This is a genomic window from Paractinoplanes bogorensis (assembly GCF_018829635.1).
GTDB lineage: Bacteria > Actinomycetota > Actinomycetes > Mycobacteriales > Micromonosporaceae > Actinoplanes > Actinoplanes bogorensis.
In genome coordinates this window covers 77148-89904 of sequence record NZ_JAHKKG010000015.1, presented here as the reverse complement: position 1 = coordinate 89904, position 12757 = coordinate 77148, and the positions used below count along the sequence as shown (strand labels likewise).

At 69.4% G+C, this 12757-nt stretch carries 13 protein-coding genes; 4 read left to right on the top strand and 9 right to left on the bottom strand.

The features are described from left to right. Positions 1-115 precede the first annotated feature (115 nt). Entirely contained in the window at positions 116-805 is a 690-nt protein-coding gene (locus KOI35_RS39085; protein ID WP_308121347.1) for a GAF and ANTAR domain-containing protein, read from the top strand. A gap of 12 nt (positions 806-817) precedes the next feature. On the opposite strand, the gene KOI35_RS39080 is transcribed toward KOI35_RS39085, so the two are convergent. Genes KOI35_RS39080 through KOI35_RS39060 form a run of 5 tightly spaced genes read right to left on the bottom strand, consistent with a single transcriptional unit; the run spans position 818 to position 4568 of the window. After that, on the bottom strand, positions 818-1129 hold the full coding sequence (locus KOI35_RS39080; protein WP_215794263.1) for an antibiotic biosynthesis monooxygenase family protein: 312 nt from the start codon (positions 1127-1129) through the stop codon (positions 818-820). Between the two features lie 46 nt (positions 1130-1175). Further along, positions 1176-2906: an MDR family MFS transporter gene (locus KOI35_RS39075; protein ID WP_215794261.1), complete on the bottom strand. Its 1731-nt coding sequence runs from the start codon at positions 2904-2906 to the stop codon at positions 1176-1178. Next, positions 2903-3409 carry a MarR family winged helix-turn-helix transcriptional regulator gene (locus KOI35_RS39070; RefSeq protein WP_215794258.1) on the bottom strand — a complete coding sequence of 169 codons (507 nt, stop codon included), beginning with the start codon at positions 3407-3409 and terminating at the stop codon, positions 2903-2905. Before KOI35_RS39070 ends, KOI35_RS39075 begins: the two co-directional genes overlap by 4 nt. Positions 3410-3440: 31 nt before the next feature. Further along, positions 3441-4040 carry a class I SAM-dependent methyltransferase gene (locus KOI35_RS39065; protein ID WP_215794256.1) on the bottom strand — a complete coding sequence of 200 codons (600 nt, stop codon included), beginning with the start codon at positions 4038-4040 and terminating at the stop codon, positions 3441-3443. A gap of 36 nt (positions 4041-4076) precedes the next feature. Further along, entirely contained in the window at positions 4077-4568 is a 492-nt protein-coding gene (locus KOI35_RS39060; RefSeq protein WP_215794254.1) for an AfsR/SARP family transcriptional regulator, read from the bottom strand. 222 nt (positions 4569-4790) lie between these two features. Here KOI35_RS39060 and KOI35_RS39055 point away from each other — a divergent pair, with 222 nt between their 5' ends. Both KOI35_RS39055 and KOI35_RS39050 read left to right on the top strand, forming a co-directional pair. After that, entirely contained in the window at positions 4791-5447 is a 657-nt protein-coding gene (locus tag KOI35_RS39055) for a response regulator (protein WP_215794252.1), read from the top strand. A gap of 333 nt (positions 5448-5780) precedes the next feature. Further along, positions 5781-7388: a hypothetical protein gene (locus KOI35_RS39050; protein ID WP_215794250.1), complete on the top strand. Its 1608-nt coding sequence runs from the start codon at positions 5781-5783 to the stop codon at positions 7386-7388. A 124-nt stretch (positions 7389-7512) separates the two neighbouring features. Here KOI35_RS39050 and serA read toward each other — a convergent pair whose 3' ends face one another. Then, positions 7513-8727, bottom strand: a complete 1215-nt coding sequence (gene serA, locus KOI35_RS39045; protein ID WP_215794247.1) for a phosphoglycerate dehydrogenase — start codon at positions 8725-8727, stop codon at positions 7513-7515. Positions 8728-8873: 146 nt separating this feature from the next. After that, positions 8874-9779, bottom strand: coding sequence for a phosphotransferase family protein (locus KOI35_RS39040; RefSeq protein WP_215794245.1), 906 nt, complete (start codon positions 9777-9779; stop codon positions 8874-8876). A 95-nt stretch (positions 9780-9874) separates the two neighbouring features. Here KOI35_RS39040 and KOI35_RS39035 point away from each other — a divergent pair, with 95 nt between their 5' ends. After that, positions 9875-10738 carry a DMT family transporter gene (locus KOI35_RS39035; RefSeq protein WP_215794244.1) on the top strand — a complete coding sequence of 288 codons (864 nt, stop codon included), beginning with the start codon at positions 9875-9877 and terminating at the stop codon, positions 10736-10738. Positions 10739-10838: 100 nt separating this feature from the next. On the opposite strand, the gene KOI35_RS39030 is transcribed toward KOI35_RS39035, so the two are convergent. Both KOI35_RS39030 and KOI35_RS39025 read right to left on the bottom strand, forming a co-directional pair. After that, positions 10839-11963, bottom strand: a complete 1125-nt coding sequence (locus KOI35_RS39030; protein ID WP_215794242.1) for a ScoMcrA-related endonuclease — start codon at positions 11961-11963, stop codon at positions 10839-10841. A gap of 129 nt (positions 11964-12092) precedes the next feature. Further along, positions 12093-12728, bottom strand: coding sequence for a hypothetical protein (locus KOI35_RS39025; RefSeq protein WP_215794240.1), 636 nt, complete (start codon positions 12726-12728; stop codon positions 12093-12095). Positions 12729-12757: the final 29 nt, after the last annotated feature.

Sequence of the window (12757 nt, the reverse complement as noted above, 5' to 3'; positions counted from 1 at the left end):
CGATGGTCATGGCAGGATGCCCCGGGTGTCTGCCCCTTATCGCCGGGTTTCGCCCCTGGATCGTGGTCCCGCCCGAGTGGTGACCCGGCCTGGGCGCACCCGCTCCGCGTCTCGCGTGGCGGTGCCCGCGAGCCCGCACCCGGTGGAGCTGGCCGGCCTGTTGCACGAGCTCACCGCACTTCTGCTCTCGGCCGAGAGCTTTCCGCAGGCCCTGGAGCGGCTGGCCGTCCTGGGGGCCGGCGCCGTCCCCGGTGCGGTTCGTTGCTCGATCGTGCTGATCGGCGAGGGCGGACCGCTCACCCACGTCGGCCACGGCCCGGCCGGCGCCGCGATCGACGAGATCCAGTACGCGGCCGGCACCACCGGCCCCGCGCTCGAGGCGGCGCGTACCCGCTCCACGGTCACGGTGCCCGACCTGTCGACCGACGCCCGCTGGCCCGACTTGGCCGAGGCCGCCCGCGCCGAGGGGATCCACGCCGTGGCCGCGGTGCCGCTCGACCTGCCGCGGGCCGACGTCGGGGCGCTGAGCCTCTATTTCGACACCGTCGAGGGGCCCGGCGCCGACGACCTGCTCACCGCGATGGCCCTGGCCAACCAGTCCGAGCTGCTGCTCGACGAGTTGCGCCGCCGGGACGCGCTGAGCTCCGGGGCCGCCGTCGACCGGGCCATCGGCGTGATCATCGCCCAGCGGGGATGCGGGGTGCAGGAGGCCTACTCCGTGCTGCGGGACACGGCTCAGCGCCTGGGGCTGGACCGCCACGCCGTGGCTGATCGCCTGATCGCCGTGGCGGCCCGTAACGCCTGACCCGGCGCCGGCTCAGTCGGCGGCCTTCGCCACCTGCTGGATCACCTCGAACTCGAGGAGGCCGGAACCGGTCGCCACCGGGCGGGAGCGCTCGCCGGCGTGGGCGGCCCGGCCGCTGCCGGCGGACCAGGCCTGGAACGCCTCTTCCGTCTCCCACCGCGTGTAGACGAAATAGCGTGTCTCGCCCGCGACCGGACGCAGCAGCTCGAAGCCCAGGAAACCGGGCGCGTTCTCCACCATGCCCGCGCGGGCGGCGAACCGCTGCTCGAGCTCGGCCCCGGCACCCTCGGGAACCTCGATCGCGTTGATCTTCACAACAGCCATGCCGCCAAAACTAGCCCGCGCCGACCGCGGCGGAGGAGGCGTGCTCCTACTTCGGGGTGTCCTTGGAGGCGGGCACGGCGACTTCGTCGTCGCGCAGCGGTCCGGCGCCGACCTCACCGGGGACGCCCATGCTGTTCTCGGCGGCCAGCGCGTCGTCGGCGCGCTGCTGCTGGGCCGAGCGGAGGCTGAGCGGGATCTCGGGCAGGAAGAACACCACGATCAGGCCCACGATCATCACGGCCAGGGCCAGCAGGAAGACGACCTGGATGCCGTCCGAGAAGCCGACCTTGAACGGGTGCGACACCACGTCGGACAGCTGGCTGAGCCACGAGGTGTCGCTCAGTTCGCCGCCGCCGGTGGCCCGCTGCAGCACCTGCTGCTGAGCCGGGTTGTCGCGCAGCGACTCCTGGAACTCGGGAGTCGCCTGGGCGGTCTGGAACGCCGACTGGATCTTGCCGGGCAGCACGTTGAACAGGACCGACAGGAAGACCGCGGTGCCGAGCGTGCCGCCCATCGAGCGGAAGAACGTGACCGAGCTGGTGGCCACGCCGATCTCGCGTGGGGAGACCGCGTTCTGCACGGCGGTGATCATCGGCTGCATGTTGCCGCCCAGGCCCAGGCCCATCAGCACCATGATCAGCATGGTGCGCCAGAGCGGGGTGTCGGCGCCGATGGTCGCGAACAGCGCGAGCGAGGCCACCATCAGCGTGCTGCCGATGATCGGGAAGATGCGGTAGCGGCCGGTCCGGGCGATCAACTGACCCGAGATGATCGAGCCGGACATGATGCCGAACACGAACGGGATCATCTGCAGGCCGGCCATGGTGGCGGTCGAGCCCTTGACGATCTGCAGGTACAGCGGAACCGTCATCAGGCCGCCGAACATCGCCATGCCGAGGATCGTGCTGGAGGTGGCGCCGACGGCGATCGTACGGTTGCGGAACAGCCGCAAGGGCAGAAGAGCTTCGTCCCCGTACGCCCGTTCAGCCAGCACAAACGCAACCAGACCGATCGCGCCGATGATGTAGCAGAGGAACGCTCGCCCGGAGTCCCAGCCCCAGGCCCGGCCCTGCTCGGCGATCGTCAGCAGCGGCACCAGGCCGACGATCAGCGCGACCGCGCCGGGCCAGTCGATGCGGTGGTCGACGCGGTGGTGGGGGAGGTGCAGCACGCGGGCGACCACGGCCATCGCGGCGATGCCGATCGGGACGTTCAGATAGAACACCCAGCGCCAGCCGTCGACCCAGAGGATCTTGTCGGCGCCGGCGAAGAAGCCGCCCAGGATCGGGCCGAGCACGCTCGCGGTGCCGAAGACGGCCAGGAAATAGCCCTGATATTTGGCGCGCTCACGGGGCGGCACGATGTCGCCGATGATGGCCAGCGCCAGCGACATGAGGCCGCCGGCGCCGATGCCCTGGATCGCCCGGAACGCGGCCAGCTCGTACATGTTCTGCGACAGCCCGCACAGGAACGAGCCGACGACGAAGATGCCGATCGCGAACAGGAAGAACGGCCGTCGTCCGTAGATGTCGGACAGCTTGCCGTAGAGCGGCGTCGAGATCGTCGACGTGATCAGGAAGGCCGTCGTGGCCCAGGCCTGGATGTTGAAGCCGTTCAGGTCGTCCGCGATGGTCCGGGTGGCCGTGGCCATGATCGTCTGATCGAGGGCGGCCAGGAACATGCCCATCATCAGGCCGGCCAGGATCGTGAGGATCTGGCGGTGGCTGAATTCGGTGGACGCCTTGGCGGGCGGCGCGGTGGGGTTGGAGTTGCTCACGAGTTCTCCCGTGGTGTGGCGAGGTGAGCCTCGACCGAGCTGTTGAATTCTGAGAAGAGGCCGGTGAAGGCGGCGATGCGGTCGGCCGGCCAGTCGTTGAGCGCCTCGCGCAGCCAGGCCTGACGGGCTTCCTGAAGTCGCTCGACGGCCTCCAGTCCGGCGTCGGTGATCGCGAGCCGGGTGGCCCGGCCGTCGACCGGATCGGCTTCGCGCCGGGCGAGGCCGGCCTTGACCAGCTGGGCGACCTGACGGCTGACCGTGGACGGGTCGGCCTGTTTGATCTCGGCGAGATCGGTGGCCCGCAGAGGACCTCGGAACCGCAGCGGGAACAACAACATCAGCGCGGAGAACTCCGCACCGAGGTCTCCGACATTCAGCATGCTCTTGGCCCGCGCGACGACACGGGCGAACCGCATAAGTTCGTCGGCCAACTGCGGGATGGCAGCGTCAATGTCCGATTCGTGCACGATCTGCCGTCCGGTCGTCCGGTTGGGAAGTTGCATGTACCGTACAACTGCTTGGGTGGTGAACGCATTAGCGCATGCGCCAGACTCCTGTGACGAGCGTCTCGGCCTCTTCGAGGGCTTTCGGTACGGGCACGGCGTACTCGGCGATCCGGTCGAAGAGCCGATCCGGGAAGTACCCCCGCCCCGGGTCCCCAACCAGCACCTCGACGGATTCCCGCCGGGCCGCCCGCATCCGCCGGGTCATCTCGGCGGCGGCGCTGGGGGTGTAGAAGACGTCGCCGGCCAGCAGCACGTCGGGCCGCGCCGGGGGATCGGAGATGACCACGCCGTTGGCGGCGGCGTTGCGGCGCGCGGCCAGTTCGGCGGCGGGATCGAGATCGGTGGCGGCCACCTCGGCGGCCCCGGCCTTGCCGGCGGCGATCGCGGCGATGCCACTGCCGGTGGCGAGGTCGTGGACCCGCCGGCCCGCGACCACCTCGGGATGGTCGAGCAGATAACGGGCGAGCGCCTGGCCGCCGGCCCAGACGAAGGCCCAGAACGGCGGTGGGTCGTCGCTGCGGAACTCGCCCCCGGCCGAGTCGAACAGGCCGGTCGAGTCGGCGGCGAGATGCAGGGAGATCTCCGGGGTCAACGGGACCTCACGGAGCGTGGTCGTGGGCTGCGGCACGCGGCGATTGTGCGCCCGGCCGGGCGCGACCGCGCGCTAATTGACCTGCGTCACATCCTCGTGGCGGGCCATCACGAGCTTGGCGCGGTATGCGGCCCGGGCCTCGGCCGCCCACGGGAGGTCTTCGTCTTCGAGCAGGGGACGCGACGCGACGAACGAGGCCGCGGTCAGCGGCTTGACCGCGCGCTCGGCGGGCCGGCCCGCGGCGGCGTTGATCAGTTCGTCGAAGCGGGCGACGTCGACCCGGACACGGTCGGGGTCGAGCGACCAGCGGCCACCGCGCCGGCGCACCACGGAGTCGTTCGGGGCCGTCCCGGGCTCCAGTCGATCACGTAGGACCGACATGTCGCTTTCGACAGCCTTCTTCTTTTCTTCCAGCACGCCGGCCAGCTCCGAGGTGGACATTTCGCCCCGAAGAGCGAGAAGAGCCAGGATGCGGCGCGGGTGGTCGCCGCCGAAATCGGCTCCGGCCAGGAGGACGCCCCTGGTCCGGACCTCGACGGGACCGAAAAGCTGGATGTCGAACATGTTTCGGAACTCTGCGGGTGTGGGAGTCATGGCGGCAAGCCCCAAAGCGAGGGGTGACCTCACCCGAAAGACTGGTTATCGCGGCCGCTCGGCCTCATCCGATCATCGGGCGTACCGGCGGAACGGATCCGGGCCGGTGCACCAGCCGCCTGTTGGTAGGGCAAAGATGAGAGCTGGTACTCCTTAGACTTCCACGGTCAGGATCTCCAGGAAAGGTGGCGCATGATTAACGGCGATGCGATCAGCGTGCTCGTCGTCGACGGCCACCAGACGTTTGCCGAGCTGCTCGGACACGCCCTGGCCGGCCAGCCCGACCTCGAATATGTAGGGCATGCGCTGACCGGTGCGGAGTGCCTGCGGCTCGCCGCCGAGTTGCGTCCCGACGTCATCCTCCTCGACCCGGATTTGTCCGATGCGGACGGAATTGCGATCGCGGAACTGCTCCGCGTACGCCAACCGGACACACGTGTGGTGATCCTCACTGCCAGCGACGAATCGGCGCTCGTAGGCCGGGCCACGGCGGCGGGGGCAGCCGGCTTCCTGTCCAAGAACGGTGCGCTCGGCGACGTGCTGAACGCGTTGCGTACGGCCCACGGCGGCGGCATGACGGTGTCGACCGACATCCTGGCCCGGTTGCTGCGCAGCACCAGCCCGGTCGTCGGCCCCCGCGGCGGCGGCCTCACCGCGCGTGAGGACGAAGTGCTCCAACTGATGGCGGCCGGCCTCGACGCGCGGGCGATCGCACGCCGGCTCGGCATCAGCCTGCACACGTGCCGGGGTTACGTAAAGGCGGTACTGGCCAAACTGGGCGCGCACAGCCAACTCGAGGCGGTCGCGATCGCCACCCGCCGTGGCCTGGTACGACCCGGTCGGCCGTAACAGTAAGTAGTTCTTCTCGACACTCATCCGAGAGGACGTGAAATCCGTACCTGTTTTCGGGGATGGATGCCGCGGTGCGGCGCCGATTCAGGGGAAGGGCTTCACGTGGACCGGACAGCAGCTGACCGAGCAGCGGCTGGTGGGACACCGTCCGATGTGGCGGTGGCCGAGCCGTCGACTGCGGGATCGCCGGGCAACGGCTCTCGCGACACTATGTACCGGCGGCCACCGGCCCGTCCGGCGGCGGACGACCCGCCGTGGTTCGGGGGCGCCGAGCCTTCGACCGCTCCGACTTCATCAACCGCTTCGTCGTCTTCCGGAGAGGGTCCCGCGGTGAGCGCGCCCGAATACGGCCCGGCCACGCCCGGCGGGTCCAGTCGCATCTCCTTCGGGTTCACGTCGAGCCCGATCTCACCGGTTCGTCACCCGGCGTCACCGACCTCTCCGGCGGCACCGGCTGCGCCTCCGGCGCCCGCCCCGACGGGGGTGGAGAAAACCGAGCTTCCCGTACGCCGTGCCGGCGCCCACACCGGCGAACAGCGCGGTGTCGGCGGGGCCGGCGGACAGCGCCGTGGCGGCGGAGCCAAAGCGCCCGAGGCGTCGGCGGTCTCCGATTCCGGTGCGTTCCGGCGGGTGGCGGATCCGAGTGATTCCGGTCGTGCGGCGGACTCGGGGGAGTTCCGTCGCCTGTCCGATCCCGGGCCGTTCGACCGGGTGCCAGACCCCGATTCGTTCGGGCGCGCGCCCGACAATGGTTCGTTCGAGCGCTCCGGTGCGTTCCGGCCGGTGTCCGACACGGGATCGTTCGGGCGGGTCTCGGAGGTCGGTTCGTCCACGCGTGGAGCCGACAGCGGTTCGTCCACGCGTGGAGCCGACAGCGGTTCGTCCACGCGTGGAGCCGACAGCGGTTCGTTCGCGCGTGCCGACGACAGCGGTTCGTTCGCGCGTGCCGACGACAGCGGCTCGTTCGCGCGTGCCGACAGTGGTTCGTTTGCCCGCGTTTCGGAGACGGGTGAGTTTCGGTGGGGTGCGTCCGGTGCGCCCGAGACTCGTAAGCCCGAGACGCGTCCGGCGGAGAGCCGAGGCGCGGACACCGGGGAGTTCCGTCGTTTCCTCGACGCCAGTGACCGTGCGGCCGAGCGGCCCGAGGCCAAGGAGCAGCGCCGGCCGGTGCCGGTCGGGGAGGCTCCGCGTCAGTCGCGCGCGGTCACGGTCGGCATCGTGCTGCTCAGCATCGTGGTGCTGGTGGCCGGCGGGATCGTGGGCGTGGCCTACTTCACCGGCACCGACGATCGGCTCGACTCGGTGCTGCAGCTCGGCGCCGGCGAGTCCGCCCCGCGTGCGGTCACCGCGCCGCTCGACAACCGCAACCAGGCCAGCTTCGAGGTGCTCGCCGCCACCAACCGGGTCAACGTCACGATCGGTGAGCTCGGCGACGACCTCTACCGCATCTCGACGCCCGACGACGCCGGCTTCCTGCCTGACCCGGTGATCCGCGGTGACGACGTCAAGCTTCAGGTCACCAAGGACGGCGACGGCACCGGCGGCGAGATCAACATCGTGCTGGCGGCCAAGGTGCGGTGGGCGCTGCGCTTCTCCGGCTACGCCGAGGAGCAGGCCATCGACCTCAGCGGCGGGCAGATCAGCGGGCTCGAGATGGTCGGCGGCATGCGGACGGCCCGGATCAGCCTGGCCCGCCCCACCGGCACGGTGCCGATCAAGGTCAACGGCGCGGTGGAGCGGCTGGTGGTGAACTCGCCGAGCGGAAGTCCGGTGCGCGTCACGGTCAACGGCGGCGCCAAGACGGTCGTCGCGGGCTCGCGCACGATCAAGGACGTCGCGCCCGGATCGACGCTCACCCCGAAGAACTGGGCCGTGCAGAACCGCTACGACATCGGCGCGGGCGCTCCGATCACCACGCTCACCGTCGAGAACGCCTGACCGGCGAGCTCGAGACAGGCGTACGGGAAGAGAGCACCGGAGCCGGCGAGCTCGAGAACGACGTACGGGAAAAGGAAGGGCGCCTCACGAACGAGGCGCCCTTTACCGCGTACGGGAAAAGAATCTAGGAAAGGACCCGCAGGCGGACGGTCTGTTCCATGGCGCGCAGGCGGTCGAGCACCTCGTCGGAGAAGCCGCCGCCGATGTCGGTGATCAGGTAGCCGTATTCGCCGCGGGTGCTGAGCAGTTGACCCTCCACGTTGACGTGGTGCTCGGCCAGGATGCTGTTGACCTGGGCGAGGACGCCCGGGGTGTTGATGTGCACGTGCCCGATGCGGCTCTGACCGGGGTGCTCGGGCAGTGAGACGCCGGGGAGGTTGACGCTGAGCGTGGTGTTGCCGTCTTCGACGAAGGACGCCAGCTTGTTGGCGACAAAACCGCCGATGTCGGACTGCGCCTCTTCGGTCGAGCCGCCGATGTGCGGCGTGAGGATGACGTTGGGCAGGCCGCGCAGTTCGGAGACGAACTCGTCGCCGCGGCCCTTGGGCTCGGTCGGGAAGACGTCGACGGCCGCGCCGGCCAGGTGACCGGTCTCGAGAGCCTCACGCAGCGCGACGTGGTCGACCACGATGCCGCGCGACAGGTTGAGGAACAGGGCACCCTCGCGCATCCGCTTGAACTGCTCGGCGCCGAAGAAGCCGGCGTTTCCGGGACGGCCGTCGACGTGGATGGTCACCACGTCGCTGGTCTCGAGCAGTTCCTCGATCGTGGCGCAGCGGTGGGCGTTGCTCAGGGCGAGCTTGTCGGCCGTGTCGTAGAAGGACACGTACATGCCCAGGTTTTCGGCGAGTACCGAGAGCTGGGTGCCGATGTTGCCGTAGCCGATGATGCCGAGCCGCCGGCCGCGGATCTCGTGGGCGCCGTCGGCCGACTTGTCCCAGACCCCGTCGTGCATGAGCTTGTTCTTGTCGGTGAGGCGGCGCGTCATCGAGATGATCTCGGCGATCGCCAGCTCGACGACCGAGCGGGTGTTGGAGAACGGGGCGTTGAACACGGCCACGCCGTTGGCCGAGGCGGCGGTGAGGTCGATCTGGTCGGTGCCGATGCAGAAGGCGCCGATCGCGACCAGCTTGTCGGCGGCGTCCAGCACCTTGGCCGTGACCTTGGTCTTGGATCGGATGCCGAGCAGCGAGACGCCGGCGATGCGGGCGATCAGCTCGGACTCGTCGAGGGCGTTGCGGACGGACTCGACCTCGTAGCCCTCGGCCTCGAGCCGGGACACCGCGTCGGGGTGGATGCTCTCCAACAGAAGGACTCGCACCTTGGCCTGGTCGCTCATCTTGTTCCGATCCGTGAGGAAGTGGTGGCCGTCCGGGCCGCCACGCCGAAGCCCGACCACCCAGCCTAATGCCCTGTGCCGCGCGCCCCGGGCCGGTGTGCTCGACCTCCCATACGGTGGCGGTCCGGCTTCGGTTCACACCTTCGTCACAGCTCACGGCGGAGCCATGGCCGCAACTCATCGGCCTGCCACCGTTGGAAGGCCCGGACGGAGGGCAGTGACGGCGGTGGTGGACGGCGGGCGCGGTCGCGGAAATACCCGGCGAATCCGGCGAACGTGTCGGTGACGATGCTCCGGTCGAGGCCGCTGATCACCCGTTCGGGGTCACCTCCGTGCACGACGATGTTCAGCGCCAGCAGCACCCGGTCGAACCAGGCGGGCCCGGTGGCGGCCCACGGCCAGTCGACGATCACCACGCGGCCGTCGGGCCGGACGAGCATGTTGTCGGCCCGGATGTCGCAGTGCACCAGGGTGTCGCCGTCGCTCAGCCGGGCCAGCCCGCGGTCGGCGGCGGCGATCAGCGCGGGCAGATGGTCCGCCTCCCACGGGTCGAGGCCGGCCGGCGGATCCGCGGCGACCCGCGCCCAGCCGCCGAAGTCCTCCCGCATGGCCTCGCTGACCGGCGGGAGGCCGGACGGTGCCGGGACGTCGGTGAGCTCGGCGAGGGCAGTCATGGCGGCGTCGATCTCGCTTGCGACCCACGGCGTACGGGGGTGGGTGCCCTCGATGTCCTCGAGCACCAGCACGACCCAGTCGCCGTCGTCGAACGATCCGAGCACGCGCGGGACCGGGGCGTGGCCGGGCAGCGCCGCACTGATCCGTGCCTCTCGCCGGGCGAGAACGGCGGACTCGGTGTTGAGGGCGGGGGAGACCGCCTTGACGAAGGCACGACGTCCGTCGGCGGTGACCACGCGGTCGGCCGTGCCGGGGGAGAACCCGCCGGCCTGCGACACCGCCTCGACGACGGGTCCGCCGACGATGTCCTCGATCTGTCTCCGCACCGGGGCGGGCAGGTCGCGCCAGCCGATCCGAGTGCCCGCAGCCTGAACCATGGGGTCATCCTCGCAGCGGCGGCGTCATTCGAGTGACCCATGACACTTACGGGGCCCCCTCCCCGGTCTGGCAGACTCGCCCCAAGGGGGTGCAAATGGGAACGCTGGGGTGGGCGGTCGCGTTCTCCGTACTCTCCGCGGCCAGCTATGCCGCCGCGGCCATCGCCCAGGAGCGGCTGGCCGAGCACGGCCAGCGCGGATGGTCGCGCTGGGCCACCGCGCTGCTCCTCACCGGCGGTGGAGTGGTGCTGCACGTGGTGGCGCTCAACTTCGGAACCGTGGCCGTGGTGCAGGCGCTGGGCACGCTCACCCTGCTCTTCGCGCTTCCGATCGCGGCCGTGCGCTACGGCACCCGCGTCGGCCGCGCCGCCTGGGTCGACGCCATCCTGACCGTGGTCGGCCTGGCCCTGATCCTGTCGCTCTCGGTCGAGTCGTCCGAGCCGCGCGTGCTGGGCCAGCCCGACGACCGCTATCTCGCGCTGATCACCCTGGCCGTGGTCGCGGTGCTGGTGCTGGGCGCGTGGGCGTCGGGTCCGCGCGTCCGGTCGGTGCTGCTGGCGGCCGCGGCCGGGGTGGCCTTCGGCATCTCGTCGGTGCTGTCGAAAGCGGTGCTGGCCGCGTTCACCGCCGGCGGCGTGGGCGCGGTGTCGCCGTTCGCGGGGGTGGCCGTGCTCGTCTTCGCCACCGGTGGTTACGTGCTCAGCCAGCTCTCCTACGGCCGCGCCGGCATGGCCGCACCGCTGGCCACGGTGAGCGTGGCCAACCCGATCGTCGCCGCGATCGCCGGCGTGGTCGTGTTCGGCGAGGGTTTCCGGTTCGGCCCGTCGGGCCTGGCCGTGGTCGCGTTCGCCGCGACCGTGATGACCGTCGGCGTGATCGGCCTGGCCCGGCGAGCCGCCGCCGAGTCACCGTCCGACGGTCGGGCGGATTCTGCGACCCGTACCGACATCGCCACCTGACGCACAGCGTCTCGATGGCGGTTGCATGTCAATCCCGGCGGCATGACCGTCGGCGCGACGATCGCCACCACATTTGTCACTCAGGCGGCGACGTGCCGGATCACGGAGGCGAGTCAGGAAGTCGGTATTTGTAGCCGATCGGTCTCAAGGCGGTGTCTTCGATCGTCCACGGGTGGAGGTGGGTAATCTTTCCGCCGGATGTGACGAACTCGTCGTCCGCGCCGGTTCGGACATCGATATTGCTTACGACGAAAAGTGCAACCCGAGGATAGCTGCGCGCGTGCATGACCTCGTTCGGAGTAAGGATGACGTCGATGGGGTCGCCGGTAGTTCCTTTGACCTCGACATGCCAACGCTCGTTGCCGATGTCAACCTCATAGTCCCAGCTTGCGTGCCGAGACGTATTGAGCACATCGCCTCTCGCGGCGTAGTGCTCCAAGGCCCGCTTCATCGCATAGAGTTCGATGGCTACCTTCTTCTTTTGATCTAAAAGGAAGCCCTGGCCACCCGTGGAGCCTCGTAGATATCCGGCAGCATTGTCGACAGAGTGCTCCGCGCTGACGACCTCCGGCGAAACATTCCCGGTGCTGTCGTCGACCAGGTAGCCGAGGCTGCGCAACGGACCGGCTACGTTCGCACGATCACCGCGCCAAGGCCCGGCTGTATCTAGTCCCGCTTTGGCGCGGGCGCCAACGATGAGCGCGAGAGCATCAACGGGGCCGCCCGGGGTGACAACCACATAGCGATCGGCGGCGTTCGTAGAGTAGGTATCCATGAACACGTCACGGCCCAGCATCCACCATTCTTTCAACGCCGCGTCAATGTGATGACGGTGGACCCCGTCGGCTACTCCCGACCGGCGGTCGCGTCCAGGCGAATTCGCCGTTAGTGATGCCCGGATTCTGGCCGCGGTCGCCCTCATGGCCTGCGGTTCGTTTTCAAACGCATCGATGACCTCGCGGTCAAGCTTCGACCCTCTTGTCGGTTTCCCTTGGTACGACGGATGGGCGGTCATCAAATCGCTTGTCTTGCGGGAAACGGAGTCCGGGGATCGGAAGCTCGGCAACTGGTTCTCCACAGGGTGGATGGACATACTTCGGAGAACCTTCGACAGCTGTTGGACCTTTGGATCTGGCGTGCGCAGCTCCTTCCAGCCGTTGTCGGCCACCAGCTCGCACGCCAGAATGATTTCTTCCCTGGTCCAAGCTGGATTCCTGACCGCCACGAGCGTCCTCCTTGATGAGAGTCGGAGGGATCAGGTTAGTTGATCTAGGCATGGCTAGCGCCGAGCGCGCGGGATCGCGCGAGGTTGCCTGCTGGTCGAGTTCGTAGGCGGCCTCTAAAGCCGCCGCCCCTAGCTACCGCGGGTGAAGAAGATCTCGAAGTCGCCGGTGGTGCTGTCCCGCCACGTCACCAGGACCCGGTTGTCGGCCAGGACGGTCAGGTCGGGGAACTCGGAGACGCCGGCGTTGGTGCTCAGGTTCTTCTTGTCCTTGAAGGAGTCGCCCGCGTCGGTGCTGCGCGCGTAGAAGATGTCGGTGTTGTCGCCCGGCTGCGGGTGCTCGGCCTGCCACACCACGAAGACGTTGTCGCCCGAGGCCACCACCCGCACCCGCGACGGGGAGTTGACGCCGAGCGTGTCGTTGAGCCGGAGGGCGTTGGAGTAGGTGCCGTCGTTGGTCTTGTCCCGGCGGAACAGCACGGCCGTGTCCTCGATCCACACCACGTAGACGCGGGTCGCGTTGCCGACCCGGGCCACCGCGATGTCCTCGTCGGCCGAGAACGCGGCCGGGCTGTTGCTCAGGTTGATCCGCGGGCGGAACGAGGATCCGCCGTTGCCGCTGCGGGCGAGGAAGATGTCGGGCTGGGTGGCGGCCGCGTCCGGGAACTCGTGCCACAGCAGGAAGACGTCGTTGCCGGTCCGCACCACCTGGGGCGGTTCCGCGTCCTGCCCGGCGGTGCCGGGGACGCGTGTCGGAGAAGTGAACATCTCAGCAGGGTGGCAGGGACCGGCCGAAA

Coding starts and splice junctions, on each gene's coding strand:
- KOI35_RS39080 (WP_215794263.1), bottom strand. CDS start 1,129: ATGGCTGTTGTGAAGATCAACGCGATCGAGGTTCCCGAGGGTGCCGGG.
- KOI35_RS39070 (WP_215794258.1), bottom strand. CDS start 3,409: ATGCAACTTCCCAACCGGACGACCGGACGGCAGATCGTGCACGAATCG.
- KOI35_RS39060 (WP_215794254.1), bottom strand. CDS start 4,568: ATGTTCGACATCCAGCTTTTCGGTCCCGTCGAGGTCCGGACCAGGGGC.
- KOI35_RS39055 (WP_215794252.1), top strand. CDS start 4,791: ATGATTAACGGCGATGCGATCAGCGTGCTCGTCGTCGACGGCCACCAG.
- serA (WP_215794247.1), bottom strand. CDS start 8,727: ATGAGCGACCAGGCCAAGGTGCGAGTCCTTCTGTTGGAGAGCATCCAC.
- KOI35_RS39040 (WP_215794245.1), bottom strand. CDS start 9,779: ATGGTTCAGGCTGCGGGCACTCGGATCGGCTGGCGCGACCTGCCCGCC.
- KOI35_RS39035 (WP_215794244.1), top strand. CDS start 9,875: ATGGGAACGCTGGGGTGGGCGGTCGCGTTCTCCGTACTCTCCGCGGCC.
- KOI35_RS39025 (WP_215794240.1), bottom strand. CDS start 12,728: ATGTTCACTTCTCCGACACGCGTCCCCGGCACCGCCGGGCAGGACGCG.